Source organism: Bacillus cereus group sp. N21, assembly GCF_016483395.1.
Taxonomy (GTDB): domain Bacteria; phylum Bacillota; class Bacilli; order Bacillales; family Bacillaceae_G; genus Bacillus_A; species Bacillus_A pseudomycoides.
Genome location: NZ_JAEHBX010000022.1, coordinates 1 through 20949 on the forward strand (window position 1 = coordinate 1; position 20949 = coordinate 20949).

Below are 20949 nucleotides of genomic sequence, written 5' to 3' on the forward strand. Positions count from 1 at the left end.
TTCACTTCATACTTGTATGCCTTACCTTCGGCATCGTATGCCGCTAAATCTTTGAATTCATACTTCCAACCGCTTGCTTCACTTACTTCTTGTGTCGCAAGCACTTTACCATTTTGTAGTAGGTCTACTTTGATCATTGCTGGACGATCTTTCGCATTATCGTCTTTCCATGTCTTCGTTCCTTCTACTTTTGTTTGGCTTACTTTTGTATTCGTGATGTCATAACCATGTACTTCGGATTGATATCCATCTACCGGTTGTTCCTTCACTTCATACTTGTATGCCTTACCTTCGGCATCGTATGCCGCTAAATCTTTGAATTCATACTTCCAACCGCTTGCTTCACTTACTTCTTGTGTCGCAAGCACTTTACCATTTTGTAGTAGGTCTACTTTGATCATTGCTGGACGATCTTTCGCATTATCGTCTTTCCATGTCTTCGTTCCTTCTACTTTTGTTTGGCTTACTTTTGTATTCGTGATGTCATAACCATGTACTTCGGATTGATATCCATCTACCGGTTGTTCTTTCACTTCATACTTATATGCTTTTCCTTCAGCATCGTATGCCGCTAGATCTTTGAATTCATACTTCCAACCTTTTTCCGCTGTTACTTCTTGTGTCGCAACCACTTGGTCATTTTGTAGTAAGTCTACTTTAATCATCTTCGGACGATCTTTCGCATTATCGTCTTTCCATGTTTTCGTTCCTTCTACTTTTGTTTGGCCTACTTTTGTATTTGTGATGTCATAACCTTTTACTTCCGATTTATATCCTTTTACTGGTTGTTCTTTCACTGTATACTCGTAAGCTACTCCGTTTGCATCGTATGCTTGTAGGTTTTCAAATGCGTACTTCCAATTTGTTGCTGCTGTTACTTCTTCTGTGTCTACTACTTTACCGTTTTGTAGTAAATCTACTTTAATCGTGCTTGGACGATCTGTTGCGTTGTTATCGTTCCAAGTCTTTGTTCCTTCTACTTTCGTTTCGCCTACTTTTGTATTTGTGATGTCATAACCATTCACCTCAGATTTGTATCCGTCTACCGGTTGTTCTTTCACTTCATACTTGTAAGCTGCTCCATTTTCATCAAACGCTGCTAAATCTTTAAATTCATACTTCCAGCCTGTTGCTTTACTTACTTCTTGTGTCGCAATCACTGTACCGTTTTGTAGTAAGTCTACTTTGATGGCTTTATGCTCTTCCTCTGTGCCACCTTTCCAGGTCTTCGTTCCTGAAACTGATGTCTTACCTACTTTTGTATTCGTAATGTCATAACCTTTTACTTTTGATTCGTATCCGTCTACTGGTTGTTCTTTCACTTCATACTTGTAAGCTACTCCATTTTCATCATATGCCACTAAATCTTTAAACTCATACTTCCACTCTGTTGCTTTGCTTACTTCTTTCGTGTCAATCTCTTTGCCATTTTGTAGTAATTTCACTTTGATTGACTCTGGGCGATCTGATGCATTGTTATCGTTCCAAGTCTTCTTTCCTGAAACTGATGTCTTGCCTACTTTTGTATTCGTGATGTCATAACCTTTTACTTCTGTTTGATATCCATCTACCGGTTGTTCTTTCACTTCATATTTATATGCTTTTCCGTCTGCATCGTTTACCACTAAATCTTTGAATTCATACTTCCAGCCTGTTGCTTCGCTTACTTCTTGTGTTGCGATCACTTGGCCATTTTGTAGTAAGTCTACTTTGATCATTGCTGGACGATTTGTTGCTTTTCCGTCCTTCCACGTCTTCGTTCCTTCTACTTTTGTGGTTTGTACCACTTTTGTATTTGTAATGTCATAACCTTTTACTTCTGTTTGATATCCATCTACCGGTTGTTCTTTTACTTCATACTTATATGCTTTTCCGTCTGTATCATATGCCGCTAAGTCTTTGAATTCATATTTCCAGCCTGTTGCTTCTGTTACTTCTTGCGTTGCGATCACTTTATCATTTTGTAGTAAGTCTACCTTAATCATCGTCGGACGATCTTTCGCATTATCGCCTTTCCACGTCTTTGTTCCTGTAACAGATGTAGTTTTCACTTTATTCGGAATTGGCAGCTCCACTCCATTTACATCACCTGATTTAACCTCGAAACTTACTTTTGCTTGAGGATCGAAATCAACATAGTCTGGGGCTGAAACCTCTTGCATATAATATTTACCCGGTTGTAAGTTAGGAATTTCAATTATCCCGTCGTTATTTGTTTTATATTCGCCCCCAACTTGTTCACCCGGCTCTTTATACAACTTAAACGAAACATTTGGGATTACTTTTTCTTTATTTCCTTCAATATGTTTAACAATTTTTAGCGTTCCTTTTGGAACCTCGTTACCTTCAGCACCACCGCCAGCTGTCATATTTTCGACTGGGTAACTACCCGATTCAGTAACTGGGTCTTTGTGAAAAACTTGGTAATCAATCGTATAATCATTCTTAAAAAACTCTTGCTTCTTTCCGGCTTCCGTTATAGTAGATGTATAACCAATCGAAAAGGAGGCAAGACGTGCTTTATCCTTATAAAGCACAACTTTAAATGATCTGTCACCAGTAAAGGTAATCGTTCCGTAACGTTGCTTTTCAAACTCTTGTAGCGTTAAAGATCGACGACCTATATAATCATCAATAATTATATAGAAACTATCCTTATTAAGTGTTTGACCTTCCTGTAAATTATCAGTCACAACAATATCGCGACTTAACTCTTCTTTATTTAAGTTTATATTCAAGAACCAACGTACTTCATTGTCCTTACCTGAGTTCATATCACCAGTTTTATAAAAAAACGGTGGCTTTCCAGGATCTGTACCACCACCACCGCTTGGGCCGGTAATTGTTACAGATTGCTTATCTACATTTGTACCGAAATTGGTTTCAATCTCTTTCTTTTGATCCGTTCCTACATTAGCAGCTTCCACGTAAAAGTTTAAATACCCTTTAATATTTTGATGTGTACTCACTCTATCATTAAATGTACATACCACAGTACCTGCAGTGACTTTACAAGTACCATAGTCATCTAATGGAAACTCTCTATCTAATCCTTTTAATTCTGGAGGCAGCGTTAATGTTAGTGTGTCTCCAGGCTTCAGCCTAAGTCCATTTTTTTCACTGAAGTTTACAGTTACTTTAGTCCGTTCTGTGGTCTGTAGATTTGTTTTATCAATCTTAAAACTATCCACAAGTCCCGCTGTATTTAACTCTTGTGCATTTGCTATTATAGGCAGCAAACTCTGACCTATAGTAAACATAAAAATCATTATAATCGAAAAAATCGAAGTTATTCTTTTTAAATACATGCTTTCTGTTATCCTCCCTATAAAATTAAATGTTTCTAGATTTTGGTACAAACATACTATGACAAAGATTCTATTATTCAATGTCATTAAGCTATTTTACTTAAATATGTTTGATAGCTATTATCATCCTTTTCTCTTTTTTCAACTCTTCTATTGTTTAGAAACTTGAAATTTGCTTTTTATATAGATTCATCTAATTTCTCCGACATATCTAAACCGTGGTATTTCTGGTCTATATTGTTTAACAAAAACAAATAAGGGAAAGAACAAATTTTGATAAAGGAATTCAAAAAGCATTCACGATAAAACTCATGACAGTCATTCGTCTTATTATGCCGTAGAGTTTCCTAAATTTCTTCATATCCAGCGCAAACGATTGCTCCATACGCAAAAATTTTAGTGTGAGCAAGTATAGACGAGCTACTTCACAGCAAATATGCATTTGGTCAATCCCCATAATTATCCTCATAAAGAATAACAAGAAGTACAGCGTATAATCGAATTTAGCACCCCAGCCGAAGAGAGTTATGGCTTTGAAACGTGCTAGGATACTCGTATTCTAAAGGATGTCATTGAAGATATGTCTTCGTTTTCTGTCATCATGAGTCGAAGTGAAATTAGCCATATGTTAAAACGTTTTATGTTTCGTTGCACAACTGAACTACACACCGAAACAATCAGACAAGAAATGTTCCAATATAAACGCTATATGATTAAAAATGCTCCGGACGAAGTATTTTGCCTATGAAGATAAAAGTCATATTCTCCAAATCTGTATACAGTGGAACGAATTTGGGGGTAAATAAAAAAGAGTGTACTGGGCAACTAATTTCATGTGAATCGTGCAGAAATATGAAATTCAGCCTTTTCATTTTTGGAGTCTATAAATGAGTGTCGAGAAAAAGTAATGTGCCTAATGGATCTATGGCTATGTTGAAGAATTAAAATGAACTTATACATACATTTCACTTACTCGCTAAGAAGAGTTAGCTTTTCTAGGGCGACATTACATTTTAATATCGAGAGATTTATATATATAAGTGATGATAATATCAAAATCGAGAGATTTATATCCTTTCATTATTTTTATCAAATCATGAAAACTTTAGTTGGACTATATGTACTATTTTAGACATAAAACCCCTAGTTTTTTGACTAGGTTGGAAATTTTCAAGATTAATTACTAATTGTGTAGATACTTGGTTAGATGAAGTGTTAGTTTAGTATTTGGCATAGTTGTAACAACATCATTTACAACAATCACACCATTTACTGGTAACATTTCATCTACTAATACTACATGTATAGCTTTTTGATAATTTTACCCCCGACAACCTATTATTCTAGAATTGTTCTAAAAAATCAATAGTTAATTGATGTTTTTCTATTTTCACTTCATCACCATAACATATATTTAGAGTAGAAAACTGAAACAGAAAAAGAGATAGCTTTGCCATCTCTTTTTCTGCCCAGCTTCCCCTCATCAAGCCGTACGTGAGGTTCTCCCCCATACGGCTTTTCGATGGTCCGCTTTCTTTGCCATCTAATCAGTCTATAGACTGATCAGATGTTTTTATATCAACCTGTATATCACTTTTAAACAAAAATAAGCATCTTTTCTTTTGCCTATTACATTTTCTCAGGTGCAGATACACCAACTAATGCTAATGCATTTTGAAGTGTAATGCGTACTGCACGCATTAAGTCGTAACGAGCTTTACTTAATTCTAAGTTATCTGGGTTTAATACTTTTTCTGCATTGTAGAAGCTATGAAGCGCTGCTGCTAATTCAAACGCATAGTTTGTAATGCGGTGTGGCAGACGTTTTTGCGCTGCTTCTGCAACTGCTGCTGGGAATTCACCCAGTTTTTTCAGTAAGTCTACTTCTTTTTCAGAAGCAACAAGTTTGTAATTGATATCTCCACCTGCAGTTAATCCAAGTTCTTCACCTTGACGAAGGATACTGCATACACGTGCATGAGCATATTGTGCATAGTATACAGGGTTTTCGTTAGATTTTGATACCGCTAAGTCCATATCAAAGTCTAAGTGAGAGTCACCGCTGCGCATTGCAAAGAAGTAACGCATTGCGTCCACGCCTACTTCTTCCATTAGCTCACGAAGTGTAACAGCTTTACCTGTACGCTTACTCATTTTTACTTTTTCACCGTTTTGGTATAGTTGTACCATTTGGATGATTTCTACTTCTAACGTCTCTTTATCGTAACCAAGCGCTTGAATCGCTGCTTTCATACGAGGAATGTAACCGTGGTGGTCAGCGCCCCAAATGTTGATTAATTTATCAAATCCACGCTCTAATTTATCACGGTGATACGCGATATCTGGCGTTAAGTATGTGTAAGAACCATCATTTTTAATTAATACGCGGTTTTTATCATCACCATAAGTCATAGAACGGAACCAAGTTGCTCCGTCTTCTTCAAATATTTCATCGCGCTCTTTTAATACCGCAAGAGCTTGATCAATTTTTCCATTTTTGTATAGTGATGTTTCAGAGAACCATACGTCAAACTTAACACGGAAGCTTTCTAAGTCTTTTTGAAGTTTTGCTAATTCGTATTTCAAACCGTACTCACGGTAGAATTCATAGCTTTCTTTCTCATCAGCTTTTGCATAACGATCGCCAAACTCTTCAGCTAAGCGTTGTCCGATTCCGATGATATCCGCACCATGGTATCCATCTTCTGGCATTTCTTTTTCTAGCCCTAATGCTTGCATGTAACGAGCTTCGACAGAAAGCGCTAAATTATGAATTTGGTTACCAGCGTCATTAATGTAGTATTCACGAGATACATCGTATCCTGCTTTTGCTAATACGTTGCATAATGTGTCACCTACTGCCGCACCACGTGCATGTCCTAAGTGAAGGTCACCTGTTGGGTTTGCAGATACGAACTCAACTTGTACTTTTTCACCTTTACCAGTGTTTGTTTCACCATAATTCGTGCCAGCTGTAACAATTACCGGAATTAAGTCTGTTAAATAGCTATTATCCATATAGAAGTTAATAAAACCAGGACCAGCAATTTCAATCTTTTCAATAGAAGCTTTTGCTTTATCGAAGTTTGCAATTAATTCCTCTGCAATCATACGAGGAGCTTTTTTTGCTACGCGTGCAAGCTGCATCGCCATGTTTGTAGAGAAATCACCATGCGTTTTATCTTTTGGAGATTCTAATACAACGTTTGGAATTTGTTCTTCTGTTGCTAACTCTGCTTTTAATACGGCAGCTTTAATTTCTTCTTTAATCAATTCTTTTACTTGTTCTAAAGAGTTCATTATTTTGCCTCCTTCAAATTAATCGTAATTGTATATCGGCCCGCTTCTTGTTCACTTAGAAGCAATGCGTACGTTAAAAAGAGTTGTCCTTTTTTCTTCTCGTCCGACCATTTAAAAAGAACGTTATCAGTTTTCGTTTGCAATGCAAACGTACCAAGTTCACTCGTATACGTACCAGTTGTCCATTCACCTTTCGCATGCGTCTGACGCATAGAAACAGCACCTGAACGCATAATGAGAACTTGTTCACCTTGAATTTTAATGATTGTCTTTACTTCGCCTTGTTCGTTCGGCTCTTGAAACGTTACATATGTACCTTGACCTTTTACATAGTATTGACCATTTGCCTCAAAAGCAACGGTCTCCTTTCGTGCCCCTTCACGGATTTCTGTTACGAAATGAACGTGTACTGGCAAGCCTGCAAGTTGTTTCTCCACGTCTTGCACACCTTTCAATATGTTATAGATATTAAATAAACTTTATATAAATCACTTTTCCTATCATATCAAAAAAAACCTATGTCTGTCTGCTGAAAAATCAGGAAAACCCTGTTTCAAAAAAACAATTTATAAAGATCTATCTCTTATGATAAAATGTCTTTTAAATCTAAATTTTCTTTCATTAAAAGGAGTGCTCCAAATGATACCACCAAAGTTAAAACAAGGTGATGAAATTCGAGTCATTTCACCTTCTTGTAGTTTAAGTATTGTCTCAAATTATAATCGTGAGCTTGCTATGAAACGAATAGCAGATATGGGATTTCGTGTTACATTTTCAAAAAACGCTGAAGAAATTGATCGTTTTGCTTCTTCTTCCGTTTCTTCTCGAGTTCAAGACCTCCATGAAGCTTTCGCAGACTCCAATGTAAAAGCAATCTTAACAACACTTGGAGGATATAATTCCAATGGGCTACTAAACCATATAAATTACGACTTAATTCGTAGCAATCCAAAAATTTTATGTGGTTATTCTGATATTACAGCTCTAGGCAATGCAATTTATGCAAAGACTGGTCTTATTACATATTCAGGTCCTCACTTTTCTTCTTTTGGAATGGAGAAAGGGCTCGATTATACGATAGATTACTTTTTAAAATGCATGACTTCTGAAGAGCCAATAGAAATACAACCTGCTGAAACGTGGAGCGATGACTCTTGGTATATGGACCAAGAAAATCGCACTTTCTTCCAAAATGAAGGTTATATTTCCTTATATGAAGGTGAAATAGTTGGCGAAATTATTGGCGGTAATATGAGTACCTTTAATTTACTACAAGGCACAGCATATATGCCGAGCTTACGAGATAAAATATTATTTTTAGAAGAAGATGCTCTTACAGGAAAAGCTACAGTTAAGACTTTTGATCGTTACTTACACTCTCTCATCCAACAACCAGATTTTGAACATATAAAAGGCATTGTAATTGGAAGACTACAAAAAGGTTCTGAAGCTGTCATAGAAGATATTCAAGAAATGATTTATTCAAAACAAGAGCTTTCCCACATTCCTGTAATTGCAAATGCCAACTTTGGTCATACAACTCCAATCTTCACTTTCCCAATTGGCGGACGTGTAGAAATTGTTTCTAGTCAAACAAACACATCGATTACAATTTTAAAACATTAAAAAAAGGAGCGAACAATTCGCTCCTTTTACACTTTCTGTAATTGTTTTAAGGCTTTTTCTGGAATTTCTTCTTTTGAAATTTCAGCCCAGCCTTTTCCTTGCATGCCCTTAGCATAAATTTTTATAAAAGCACCTGAATGTAGCTGACGATTCATGATCTTTTTAATCGTTTGTTGCTTTCCATCCTCTGTATACCCTTTGAATGTATACAAATATTCATCGTCTATTTTCTCACCCTTATTTATAACTGCGTAATAATCTTGTATTTCTTTATTTGAAAAGAAGTTATCGACAAAAGCCTCTACACCTTCTGTTTTTGATTGTAAATAATATGCCGTACCACCTAAAAGAATGGCAAAGACGACTAACACTTTTATTACCAATTTCATATATAGCCTCCTGTTTATTCTTATCAGTCACATATTTATATCTGTATTATACAGATAAGGGCATACTATATACTATTGAAATGTATTACAATTTCCTTACACTATTGTAAGGAAAGCGCTCACAGTATTTTCCCAATAAAAAAATTTTCCGTTTAAACAACTTTTGTATTATTATTGAATAATACAAATTTTTATAAACAAAATTAAAAAGGGGACATTTTTCAAATGGCTATCTTGCAAGGTTTAGCACTACTACTCGTTGTACTTTTTCTTTTTACACTGTTTAGCTTTCGTGCTCCTTACGGAATGAAAGCAATGGGGGCCCTGGCCAATGCTGCAATCGCAAGCTTTCTTATTGAAGCATTTCATCGATATATCGGCGGCGAAATGTTTCATAACAACTTTTTACAATCGGTTGGACAAGCTTCCGGTAGTATGAGCGGTGTCGCGGCTGCTATTTTAGTAGCACTCGCAATTGGTGTATCTCCTGTATATGCTGTTTTAATCGGTATCGCCACTAGTGGATTTGGTATTTTACCAGGATTTTTTGCTGGATATGTATGCGCCTTTGTCGTTAAATTTCTAGAAAAGAAATTGCCAGCCGGTGTGGAATTTCTTGCCATTTTATTCGTTGCAGCACCACTTTCTCGCGGAATGGCTATGCTTATGGACCCCGTTGTAAATGCTACACTTGGAAAAATCGGCTCTATTATTTCAATCGCAACCACAGAAAGCCCAATTATTATGGGAATTATGCTTGGCGGACTCATAACAGTTATTTCTACATCTCCATTAAGCTCCATGGCGCTAACTGCTATGCTTGGATTAACAGGTTTACCAATGGCTATTGGTAGTCTTGCAGTAGCAGCCTCTGCTCCAATGAATTTTATTTTCTTTAAACGTTTAAAGATCTGTTCAAAGAAAGATACAATTGCTGTAGCAATTGAACCATTAACACAGGCCGATGTCGTAGCAGCAAATCCCATTCCAATCTATACGACAAACTTCGTTGGTGGTGCACTTGCTGGTATTATTACATCCTTATTCCAACTTGTGAACAATGCCCCCGGTACAGCATCACCAATTCCAGGACTCCTTGTTCTCTTTGGGTTCAACGATGTAATGAAAGTAGCCATTGCAGCTATATTATGTGGAATCGTGACCACAATTATTGGTTATATCGGAACAATTATTTTCCGTAAGTATCCAATTCGTTCCGCTGATGAAATTCGCGGAATCGCTTCGGAAGAAAAAGTTGCATAAGAAAAAGGAGCTAGTTCCATCAGGTGGGACTAGCTCCTTTTTTCTTATACGTTTTGTAAACGGATGTCGAATTTTGCAGAAGCGTCGATATATGGATGCTGCGAGCCGGCTTCCGCTTTTACTTTATCCAGCTGCGCCAGCTAGAATCTCTGGCCATTTCACACTCTCGGTCGAAGCCAAAAGCGCTTCTCGGTCGAGTGCTCCAATGACCTGCGATTCTGAGCAAACTGCCTCCGCTTTTACTTCACCCAACCAAGAAGCATTTCCCGCACGAATTTGCTTGCTGCGATTGGTGTTTGATCACTATGATCATAGACTGGAGCTACTTCTACTAAGTCTGCTCCAACTACTTTTATATTTGAATTTGCAATTGCTACGATGGAATCTAATAATTCTTTAGATGTGATACCACCAGCTTCTAGTGTTCCTGTTCCAGGAGCATGTGCTGGATCTAACACGTCAATGTCAATTGTGACATAAACTGGGCGTCCTGCAAGCTTTGGTAATACTTCTTTCAACGGTTCTAATACGTCAAATTTGTATAGGTTCATGCCCACTTCTTTTGCCCATTCGAATTCTTCTTTCATTCCAGAACGAATTCCGAAAGAATATACGTTTTCCGGACCAATTAAATCGCACACTTTACGGATGGGTGTAGAGTGAGATAAAGGCTCCCCTTCATATGACTCACGCAAATCAGTATGAGCATCCATATGAATGATTACTAAATCCGGATATTTTTTTGCCATTGCCTTAAAAATTGGCCAAGACACTAGGTGCTCACCGCCAAGACCTAGTGGAAACTTACCGGCATCTAATAGTTTTGTTACATATTCTTCAATCATGTCTATACTGCGTTGTGGATTTCCGAATGGTAGCGGAATATCACCAGCATCAAAATATTTTACATCTTCTAGTTCACGATCTAAATATGGACTGTACTCTTCTAGTCCAATCGATACTTCACGAATACGTGCAGGACCAAAACGAGAGCCTGGACGGTAACTTACTGTCCAATCCATTGGCATCCCATAAATTACTGCCTCTGCATCTTCAAAACTTGGATGACTTTTAATAAATACTTTACCTGAATAAGCTTCATCAAAACGCATATTCTTTTCCTCCTTATGTGGAACTTAAGGTATCCCAACCTTTCATTATTTCTCAAATTTGGAGTGCTACACTCCTCTTTCTCGATTTACCTCAATCTTCTTTTAGCGATAGAAGATTATTTTATTATAATAGCGTCAGCAGCTAGCATGTCCGTTCTATCGCACACCTTGAATGAGCTGCTTCCGCTTTTAATTATTATTTAATTAAGTCTCCAACAAACTTCGGTAATACGAATGCTGCTTTATGCAGTTCTTTTGTGTAATATTTCGTTTCGATTTCGTGGAAACGCTCTTCGCTTACTTCTAACGGGTCATATTCTTTAGATCCAATTGTAAATGTCCACATTCCACTTGGGTATGTTGGGATATTCGCTGTGTATAAACGTGTAATTGGGAAGATTTCTTTTACGTCTTTAAACACAGTTGAAATTAATTCTGGTGTAAACCAAGGGTTATCCGTTTGAGCAACGAAAATCCCATCTGCTTTTAACGCTTTTGAAATTCCAGCGTAGAATCCTTTTGTAAATAAGTTTACTGCTGGTCCTACTGGCTCTGTAGAGTCAACCATAATTACATCGTACTCATTTTCGCTTTCTGCGATGTGTAGGAAACCGTCTCCTACTTTTACTTCAACACGCTCGTTATCTAACGCACCTGCAATTGATGGTAAGTACCGTTTAGAGTACTCGATTACTTTACCGTCGATTTCAACAAGTGTTGCTTTCTTTACGCTTGGGTGCTTTAATACTTCACGGATTACACCACCATCACCACCGCCAACAACTAATACGTTCTCAGGGTTTGGATGTGTAAATAAAGGTACGTGTGCCACCATTTCGTGATACACAAACTCGTCCTTCTCTGTTGTCATAACCATGCCATCTAAAATAAGCATGTTTCCGAACTCTTCTGTCTCAACCATATCAAGCTTTTGAAATTCTGTTTGCTCCGTATGTAATGTGCGGTTAATACGCGCCGTAATTCCAAAATGTTTTGTTTGTTTTTCAGTGAACCATAGTTCCATCGTACAATCACGCCTTTCATTGCAAATTTATAATAGGGACATCATTAATGTCCCCTAACAAAAATAAAACAAAACATACAAAATGTATAGTTAAAAGTACAAAAATACCGAAAATATATTTTGGTAAAAGTATTTTTATTCATATATTATTTAAACACTATATTTAACAACAAAGAAAACCCTTTCTTAAGAAAGGGTTTCTGATTCTAATTTAGAACCTTCTCGAACAGGAATCAAAATCATAACACAACCAACTAATACAACAATTCCCCCAACTAAAAATGGACTTTGCGGTGAAATCGCATGGCCGATAATTCCTGATAAAATTGGTGCAATTGCCCCGCCAAGCCAACGAACGAAATTGTATACACCGGACGTAATAGATCTTTCATAAGGTGAAATATCCATGACATAGCTTGTATATAAAGCGTTATTTAGTCCCGATGCTAATCCAGATAAGACGATAAGAACAATTTGTAACCACATAACTTTAACAAAAAATAATGCGATTAGCAGAATTGCAAATACAAGTAAGCTAAATCGTAACAATGCTTTCGGTTCATATTTCCCTTCTAATTTATGCGCTAATATTGCAGATCCATATGCTAAAGCAAGTCCCCAACCGCAAAATACGAAACCTAACTGAATTGCCGATAAATGCATAATAAGTGGTGAATATGCTAATACAACGAAAAATCCGTAATAATATAACATACCTGAAATTGCACCTTGCATAAACGGTTTATACTTAATAAGGTTAAGTAATTCCCCCTCTCCAGCTGCTTTTCTCTGTACTTTTCGCTCCGGCTCTTTTACAAAAAAGAAAACAAGAATAAATGCTAATAAAATTAAAAGACTTGTCGCAAAAAATGGGTAACGCCAAGAATGTCCACCTAGTAGTCCTCCTAATAATGGTCCACCGGCCATCCCTAAACCAATCGCAGCTTCATATAAACCAACCGCTTCATGTACTTCTTTACTAAGAGCAATTAATAATGTCATCGCTGTTGCGAAAAACATCGCATTACCTAGCCCCCAGCCAGCACGGAAAAGAGATAACTGGGCAATCGTTTGTGATATACCACATATAAAAGCAAATACAGTTACAATTGATAAACCAATTGTCATCATTCTCTTATCACCAAACCGTGCTGCGAATAAACCAGCCGGTAGCATCATAATTGCCATCGTTAAAATATAAGCTGTAAATAACATCTCCACTTGCCAATGCGTTGCCCCTATCTTCTCAGCGATAATCGGCAAAATAGGATCAACTACTCCGATGCCTGAAAAGGCAAGGAAAGTAGCCAGCACTGTAATCAATCTCCCCAATTTTTGTTTGCTCTCCATATTCATTACTCTCCTTTTGTGTCCTCCAAGAATTTACGTGCACGTCCTAAACTATTCTCTAATTCTGCTTTCACGCGCTCCATTTGTTTCATTTTTGTATCCAGCGTTTGCACTTGGTTCTCAAGCATATCCTTAATTTCTTGAATCACTTCACGGTCACGTGGATTGTCACTATTTCGTCTTTGTTCCATGCGTTCTTTTAATGATAAGAAATGCTGCATTTCTTGAAGTGTGATTCCTAATACTTCTTTCGCTTCTACAATCTTTTTAATACGTACAATATCTTCATCTGTATAAAGACGAATATTCCCTTCGCTACGCTCCGGCGGATGAATTAAACCAATTTCCTCATAATAACGAAGTGTACGTTTTGTTAATCCAACTTGCTTCGTTACCTCATCGATCTTATACATGTTTACTCCTCCTCTCATCACATTATTACATTTTACGTTAACGTTAACTTTTATGCAAGTGTTATACTTTTGTAAATGTTTGACATATAGATTGTATTTTTCTCACCGCAGTTTCATAATGGAAGAAATGAACTCATAAGGAGATTTTCAGATGAAAAAACCACTTATTTTTGCCCATCGCGGAGTTAAAGGAACACATCCAGAGAATACAATGATTGCTTTTCAAGAAGCAGAACGTGTTGGTGCCCATGGCATCGAACTTGATGTTCACCTTTCGAAAGATGGTGAGCTTGTTGTAATTCACGATGAAACTGTTGATCGTACGACAAATGGAATTGGACTAGTTTCTGAAAAAACAGTAGTGGAATTACAGTCTCTTGATGCTGGTAGCCATAAAAGCCCTTCTTTTCATGAAGCAAAGATTCCAACCTTACGCGAAGTATTCATTTGGCTCTCTACGACAAATTTACAACTTAATATTGAATTAAAAACAGACGTAATCCACTATCCAGGTATCGAAGAAAAGGTTGTCGACCTCGTTCGTGAATATCATCTTTCAAACCAAATTATATTCTCATCTTTTAACCATGATTCCGTTTCCCTACTCGCGGAAATTGCACCTGAAATTCCAAGAGCTATTTTATACGATGAACCACTCAGTGATCCAATTGCTGAAGCCAAGAAAAGGGAGGCGTCCGGATTACACCCAAATTTTCAGTTACTAACAAAAGAATTTGTACAAACTGCACAGCAGCAAGGCTATGTTTTCCGTCCCTATACAATCAATGAAAATAAAGACTTACAAACAATGATCGATTACGGTGTAGATGTAATTATTACGGATTGGCCAATGCGCGCTTTTGAGCTTCTTTCTTAATTGAAAGGGCTCTTTTTCATTTTGTGTTTAAAATACGAAAAAACCCTCAATACTAATAAAAGTATACGATGAGGGGATGAAAAAGATGGATCAAACTGTGAATCCAAAACTGAAAAAATATAAACGTCTTTTCTTCACCGCACTTTTTTCATGCATTCTTTTTTTCGTTTTTTCGTTTTTTATCATCATCATAGTAGCAAAGATTATGGGGCCGCCTCCCATCGCTGTTCCGCAAACGAGCACCTTTTATGCCAATGATGATACTGTAATAGGACAAAGCAACGGGATGCAAAAGCGCTATAACGTATCTCTCGACCAAATCTCTCCTTATGTGAGAGAAGCGACACTCTCTATTGAAGACCAACGATTCTATGATCACCATGGCTTCGATATAAAAAGAATTGCTGGTGCAATCATTGCAGATATAAAAGCAATGGCAAAGGTCCAAGGTGCTAGTACGATTACGCAGCAATATGCCCGCAATCTATATTTAGATCATGATAAAACTTGGAAACGAAAAGCGTTAGAAGCAATATATACTATTCGTCTTGAGGTTAATTACAGCAAGAATCATATTTTAGAAGGATATTTAAATACGATTTATTACGGACACGGCGCTTATGGTATTGAAGCCGCTTCCCGTCTTTACTTTAATAAATCTGCTAGTGACTTGACATTAGCAGAGGCTAGTATGTTAGCTGGTATCCCAAAAGGCCCTAGCGTATATTCTCCCTATTTAAAGGAGGAACGAGCAAAAACAAGACAATCAATCATTTTAGATGAAATGGTAGAGCAGGGCTATATTACGAAAGGGCAATCTTCCTCTGCCAAAAAGGAAAAGCTTACATTTGCTTCATTAGAAACAAAAGAAGTCGCAGAAATAGCACCTTATTTCCAACACGCTGTACACTCCTCTCTCCTGCATGATATTGGACTCGATGAGCAAACATTACAGCGCGGTGGATTCCATATTTACACAACACTAGACCCAAAACTACAAACAATAGCCGAGCAATCTGTAAAAGATACGATTCCAGAAACAACTAATATACAAACGGCTCTTGTCTCAATGAATCCGAAAACAGGAGAAGTAGCAGCTCTTGTTGGTGGAAAAGATTATAAAGAAAGTCAATTTAACCGAGCGATTCAGGCATCTCGCCAACCAGGATCCACCTTTAAACCTTTTTTATATTATGCTGCACTCGAAAAAGGATTTACACCAGCGACTCGCTTAAAAAGCGAATATACAGTATTTACATTAGGAGACGGTGTTTCTAAATATAAACCGAAAAATTATAAAGACTACTATGCCGATGATTTTGTGACGATGGCGCAAGCCCTTGCAGTATCAGATAACGTATATGCCGTGAAAACACATTTATTTTTAGGAGAGGACTCTTTAGCAAAAACCGCTAAACAATTTGGGATTATAAGTTCATTAAAAGATGTACCATCCCTTGCCCTTGGTACGTCTCCTGTAAAACCAATTGAAATGGTAGGTGCGTACAGTATGTTTGCCAATGGGGGAAAACAAGTAAAACCAACCTTTATTCGCCGCGTTGTCGATCATGAAGGGAATATTTTATATGATGCACATTTAGAAAGTAAACAAGTGCTCGATAAAAATAATACATTTGTAATGGAAGAAATGATGACGGGAATGTTCAATAAAAAACTAAGTGGGTATGCTTCTGTTACAGGACAATCCCTGCTTCCAAAACTATCACGTACGTATGCAGGAAAATCTGGTTCCACAGAAACAGATAGCTGGATGATCGGCTTCACTCCGCAAATAGTAACAGGTGTATGGGTCGGATACGATCAGCCAAAATCCATCACAAACCCGGCAGAACAAGGCTACGCAAAAAAAATATGGGCTGATACGATGGAAAAAGGACTAGAGGGTCAGCCTAAAAAGGAATTCAAGCAACCAAGTGATATTATTGCTGTAAATATCAATCCTGAAAATGGAAAAATCGCAACGAAAGGCTGTCCAGTTTCCGTGAAAATGTATTTTGCAAAAGGAACAGAACCGACTGAATATTGCATGGATCATATTGATGATAAAGAAGAATTCGAGAAGGCTAGCAAAGAGAAGAAAAAAGAGAGCTGGTGGAAAAAATACTTTCCATGGTAAATACTTATCGTATTTGTAGCATCAATATATCGGTGCTTCGACACAACATATCGACGTTCCGACAATATACGACATAAAGAGAAATACTACCATACCCCAAAAACACCAAAGGCTACCAGAATTTCTCCTGGTAGCCTTAAAATTATTCTCCTAATAATGCATGACGCAATTCTTCACTAGACTCGTTCCAAATTGCTTCATTATGCTCTTTTAAGAATGTACCAAGCACCTTCTTAGATGGTTCATCCATATGGTCAACCATGATGTAACGTTTTAATGATTTATCCATCTTGTTTACATGCTCTGGAAGTGATTTATAACCACGGCGAATTTCACGATCAACTGTCATCTCACAAGCTGTTACACCTGCATAGTAAGCACCTTTTGCCGTTCTCTCAATTGTTACCCACACAAGCCAATACGGTTTTCCATTTGGAACTTCATCTTTATTTGTTAAAAACTTAATCCCTTTTTCCACAGTACTACGCGCATGCATCGCACCAATATCAACAAATGCAGTTTGCTCTAATACATCTACAAAAACAGGTGAAATATTTTCTAAACTTAACGCCCCAACACCAAAGCCACCATGCCCATCTGTTGAATCATTCTTCACAATATTAAAACCAATTTTTTTCTTTTTCTCTGTCATATGTAAACTCCTCCTCACTCATGTATTACATTAGCCCAAATATAGGTGCAATAATACTTTGTAAAAATCCTAGTACGTGCGGGATTACTACACTGAAAATTGGTTGAATTGTATAACGGTCAAGCGGTGTAATAACAAGAATCAATAAAGCAATTGCTCCATATTTCTCATATTGCGTCATTTTCGCACGAACATTTGCCGGTGCTAAGTCTTCAATTACACGATATCCATCCAGCGGTGGAATCGGTAATAAGTTGAAAACAAATAAAACGATATTAAGAACAATAAAAATTTGGAAGAATTGACCTAATGTATCTGCCACCGCAAATGGGATGGCATCTAGTACTCCAAACCTTAACAAACTGTACCAAATGATTAAACCGATAGCACTTAAGATTAGGTTACTAATCGGTCCTGCAATAGAAACTAGTACACCAGCAAGACGTGGTCTTTTAAAGTTATAAGGGTTAACAGGTACCGGACGTGCCCAACCGAACCCAAGAATTAATACTGCAATCATTCCGATCGGGTCTAAATGAGACATTGGTGATAAAGTTAAACGCCCCTGCCTTTTCGCTGTATCATCACCAAACTTATATGCAACATATGCATGTGCAAATTCATGCATAGACAACGCGATAATAATAGCCATTGCTACCAGTGGAATTTGGTGCAGTGGATATCTAAATAACTGATCCATACTTCATCTCCTCTTCATTATGTCAAAAAAAGAAAATATTTGTTTTTTCGATTGTTCTTCCTTAGAATCCGTTATAATAAGATTGTAACTTACATAAAAGGAGCGATTGTACATGCCATACGTAACAGTGAAAATGCTAGAAGGACGCACAGAAGAACAAAAGAAAGCTCTTGCTGAGAAAGTAACAACAGCAGTAAGCGAAACAACTGGTGCTCCAGAAGAAAACATCGTTGTTTTCATCGAAGAAATGTCTAAAAATCATTATGCAGTTGGCGGAAAACGCTTAAGCGACAAATAATTTCAGTTTTCTTTACTAAGAAGCAGTCCTATGACTGCTTCTTATTTCTTTCCTTCTAATAACTCAATAATTTTCTCTTTATATTTTCCTTTTCTTCCATCTTCATAGATTAAATCATGCGGATAGAAAAGTTTTTGATCCCTTCTCTTCTTACCAGTAATCGCTTCTACAATATCAGATTCACGCGAAAGCTCTCTGAGATCTCCATTTGGCATAAGAAGCAAGATTGGAAGCCGCTCTTCTTCTTCTCCGGCACGGTAAAAGTCATACGGTAAGTCCGATGTTGAATCAACAACTAAATAGTACTCTGGATCGAGTCCAATCTTTTTAAATAAACTACTTAATTCCATCCAATTATCTAAACCATGATTCTCTGTAAATTCTACATATTTAAAGAGATTTCGGTTCATAAAACGGCGACATAAATCACTTAGAATTTGGTCATCTTCATCTTGCCATACCTGGAAATAATAATACATTACATTCTCGTCTAGCTTTAAATAATCCTCTACTGTTATCTCTTCTTCAAATAAAGAATAGAAATGAACAGGATGATACTTAAATGTATAATACTGCTCATGCAATGTTTTCGCACGGTGTAAAATCTTTGTTAAAATAACTTCTGCACTGCGCGTTACCGGATGGAAATACACTTGCCAGTACATTTGATAGCGACTCATAATATAATGCTCAACAGCGTGCATACCGCTATTTTTAATTACTACTTGATTTCCGTATGGGCGCATGACACGCAATATACGTTCCATATCAAAATTCCCGTACTTCACACCAGTAAAATAGGCATCTCTTAATAAATAATCCATACGATCTGCATCAATTTGACTAGAGATCATACTAATTGCTAATTTATTATCAGACGTTTTCGCAATAACATCTGCTACTTTTTGTGGAAACTCTCGGTCTACGCGGCCGAGTACATCATTGATTTCCGTATCACCAACAATAATTTTTTGTGTGAACTTCTCATGATCTAATGAAAAAACTTTTTCAAAGGAGTGTGAGAACGGACCATGTCCAACATCATGCAAGAGCGCTGCACATAAACATAATAATCTATCTTCTGCATTCCAATTTGGTCTGCCATCAAACACATCATCAATCATACGACGAATAATCTCATATACACCTAATGAATGAGTAAAGCGACTATGTTCCGCACCATGAAATGTAAAAAATGTCGTTCCAAGCTGCTTAATACGGCGCAAACGTTGAAATTCCTTCGTTCCGATTAAATCCCAAATTACGCGATCACGCACGTGTACATATTTATGTACTGGGTCTTTAAACACTTTTGTTTCGCTGAGTTTGTCGTTTAAATATACCATATCGACACCCTCCTTCCTTACTACATTCTTATCTTTATTATAAACGAAAGACTATAGAAATGCATAAAATTCCCCTATATATAGAAAATCACCTTCGCCAAAACGAAAGTGATTTTTCTGTATATATTATTTCCCTAAAACAAACTCAGCAATTTCGTCTAAGATCATTTCTTTACCAAGTGGGAAGTACCCTTTGTTTAGGTCTTCGTTTTTGATTGTGAATACGTGGTTGTTCTTAACAGCGTTCATGTTTTTCCAAATTGTTTCTTCTTGGAATTCTTTTAAGCGCTGAGAACCATCACCAGTTGTAAATACGAATAAGTAGTCTGGGTTGTAATCAATTAAAGCTTCTTTTTGTACTTGTACTAGCGGTTTATCAGTTGGTGTACCTTGAACAGCTGGTAATTTTAAATCTTTAAAGAGTACGCTACCGTAACCGTAGTCACCATATACACGGAATGCATTTGGATATGCAGCCATCTTCATGAACTTCGCATCACCAGTTTTTGCAACGATTTTATCGTGTAATTTACTTGCTTTTTCATCATATTCCTTGAACCATGCAGTTGTTTCTTTTTCTTTACCGAAGATTTTACCTAGTTCTTCAAACTTGGGACGCCATTGATCTAATGGAGTTTTTAACATAACTGTTGGTGCAATTTTAGATAATTGATCATAAATTTTTTCTTGGCGGTTGTTCACAAGAATTAAATCTGGTTTTGCAGCAGCTACTGCTTCAATGTTAATTTTATCGCCCCATGCAGAGCCAACTGGTTTTACATCTTTTAATTTATCTGCAATATGTGCATCGATTTTCTCTTGAGACGTATTTGCAGTAATGATTGGTTTCATTCCAAAGATTAATAATTCTTCTGTTGAACCACTAAGGTCAGCAATTTTCTTTGGATTTGCAGGAATTTTAATTTCCCCTTTTGCATGTTGTACAGTGCGCTCTTCAACTTTCGCATCTGCTTTCTTTTCTTCTTTCTTATCAGAAGAACAAGCTGCAAATAGTACAGAAGTAACTACTAGTACCATTGCTAGTAACATCGCTTTGAATTTCTTCATATTCCCACTCCTTCTGGATGTATTTCTCTTATAAGCTACATATCACTATAAGAAACTACAATCAACATTTTATTAATATATATATA

At 36.9% G+C, this 20949-nt stretch carries 17 protein-coding genes; 5 read left to right on the forward strand and 12 right to left on the reverse strand.

The genetic code is table 11. From position 1 onward, the window contains the following. The 3 genes from JDS96_RS14250 to JDS96_RS14260 all read right to left on the reverse strand — a co-directional run. A partial coding sequence (locus tag JDS96_RS14250) for a Cna B-type domain-containing protein (RefSeq protein WP_199667203.1) occupies positions 1–3308 on the reverse strand: 3308 nt, incomplete at its 3' end. A gap of 1629 nt (positions 3309–4937) precedes the next feature. Then, the gene (gene argS, locus JDS96_RS14255) at positions 4938–6608 is read right to left on the reverse strand and encodes an arginine--tRNA ligase (RefSeq protein WP_003202452.1); all 1671 of its coding nucleotides are present in this window, start codon (positions 6606–6608) and stop codon (positions 4938–4940) included. Further along, positions 6608–7045: a YwiB family protein gene (locus JDS96_RS14260; protein ID WP_016112723.1), complete on the reverse strand. Its 438-nt coding sequence runs from the start codon at positions 7043–7045 to the stop codon at positions 6608–6610. Before JDS96_RS14260 ends, argS begins: the two co-directional genes overlap by 1 nt. A gap of 202 nt (positions 7046–7247) precedes the next feature. Between JDS96_RS14260 and JDS96_RS14265 the strand changes: the two genes are divergently transcribed. Then, complete coding sequence (locus JDS96_RS14265) at positions 7248–8234, forward strand: S66 family peptidase (RefSeq protein WP_199667204.1); 987 nt, start codon at positions 7248–7250, stop codon at positions 8232–8234. A gap of 26 nt (positions 8235–8260) precedes the next feature. Here JDS96_RS14265 and JDS96_RS14270 read toward each other — a convergent pair whose 3' ends face one another. Continuing rightward, on the reverse strand, positions 8261–8623 hold the full coding sequence (locus tag JDS96_RS14270) for a YxeA family protein (protein WP_018764896.1): 363 nt from the start codon (positions 8621–8623) through the stop codon (positions 8261–8263). Positions 8624–8848: 225 nt separating this feature from the next. Between JDS96_RS14270 and JDS96_RS14275 the strand changes: the two genes are divergently transcribed. Continuing rightward, on the forward strand, positions 8849–9886 hold the full coding sequence (locus JDS96_RS14275) for a PTS sugar transporter subunit IIC (RefSeq protein ID WP_003209243.1): 1038 nt from the start codon (positions 8849–8851) through the stop codon (positions 9884–9886). A 239-nt stretch (positions 9887–10125) separates the two neighbouring features. Here the strand turns inward: JDS96_RS14275 and speB are convergent, their stop codons facing one another. From speB to JDS96_RS14295, 4 genes are all read right to left on the reverse strand, one after another. Beyond that, the gene (gene speB, locus JDS96_RS14280) at positions 10126–10998 is read right to left on the reverse strand and encodes an agmatinase (protein WP_199667205.1); all 873 of its coding nucleotides are present in this window, start codon (positions 10996–10998) and stop codon (positions 10126–10128) included. A gap of 196 nt (positions 10999–11194) precedes the next feature. Then, a complete protein-coding gene (gene speE / locus JDS96_RS14285; protein ID WP_097794008.1) occupies positions 11195–12022 on the reverse strand; it encodes a spermidine synthase in 828 nt (275 codons plus the stop codon). A 186-nt stretch (positions 12023–12208) separates the two neighbouring features. Then, positions 12209–13372: an MFS transporter gene (locus tag JDS96_RS14290; protein ID WP_199667206.1), complete on the reverse strand. Its 1164-nt coding sequence runs from the start codon at positions 13370–13372 to the stop codon at positions 12209–12211. Between the two features lie 5 nt (positions 13373–13377). Next, complete coding sequence (locus JDS96_RS14295; protein WP_016112729.1) at positions 13378–13785, reverse strand: MerR family transcriptional regulator; 408 nt, start codon at positions 13783–13785, stop codon at positions 13378–13380. A 151-nt stretch (positions 13786–13936) separates the two neighbouring features. Between JDS96_RS14295 and JDS96_RS14300 the strand changes: the two genes are divergently transcribed. Both JDS96_RS14300 and JDS96_RS14305 read left to right on the forward strand, forming a co-directional pair. Then, the gene (locus JDS96_RS14300; protein ID WP_003202435.1) at positions 13937–14662 is read left to right on the forward strand and encodes a glycerophosphodiester phosphodiesterase; all 726 of its coding nucleotides are present in this window, start codon (positions 13937–13939) and stop codon (positions 14660–14662) included. 85 nt (positions 14663–14747) lie between these two features. Continuing rightward, positions 14748–16799, forward strand: coding sequence for a transglycosylase domain-containing protein (locus JDS96_RS14305; RefSeq protein ID WP_199667207.1), 2052 nt, complete (start codon positions 14748–14750; stop codon positions 16797–16799). A 142-nt stretch (positions 16800–16941) separates the two neighbouring features. Here JDS96_RS14305 and JDS96_RS14310 read toward each other — a convergent pair whose 3' ends face one another. Both JDS96_RS14310 and JDS96_RS14315 read right to left on the reverse strand, forming a co-directional pair. Further along, a complete protein-coding gene (locus JDS96_RS14310) occupies positions 16942–17451 on the reverse strand; it encodes a YwhD family protein (protein WP_003202432.1) in 510 nt (169 codons plus the stop codon). 25 nt (positions 17452–17476) lie between these two features. Beyond that, positions 17477–18151: a site-2 protease family protein gene (locus tag JDS96_RS14315; protein ID WP_003202430.1), complete on the reverse strand. Its 675-nt coding sequence runs from the start codon at positions 18149–18151 to the stop codon at positions 17477–17479. 112 nt (positions 18152–18263) lie between these two features. Between JDS96_RS14315 and JDS96_RS14320 the strand changes: the two genes are divergently transcribed. Beyond that, positions 18264–18449, forward strand: a complete 186-nt coding sequence (locus tag JDS96_RS14320) for a 2-hydroxymuconate tautomerase (protein ID WP_001147172.1) — start codon at positions 18264–18266, stop codon at positions 18447–18449. Between the two features lie 41 nt (positions 18450–18490). Here the strand turns inward: JDS96_RS14320 and JDS96_RS14325 are convergent, their stop codons facing one another. Together JDS96_RS14325 and JDS96_RS14330 are read right to left on the reverse strand one after the other, a co-directional pair. Further along, on the reverse strand, positions 18491–19795 hold the full coding sequence (locus tag JDS96_RS14325) for an HD domain-containing protein (protein WP_199667208.1): 1305 nt from the start codon (positions 19793–19795) through the stop codon (positions 18491–18493). Positions 19796–19921: 126 nt separating this feature from the next. Beyond that, positions 19922–20863, reverse strand: a complete 942-nt coding sequence (locus tag JDS96_RS14330) for an ABC transporter substrate-binding protein (protein WP_199667209.1) — start codon at positions 20861–20863, stop codon at positions 19922–19924. Positions 20864–20949: the final 86 nt, after the last annotated feature.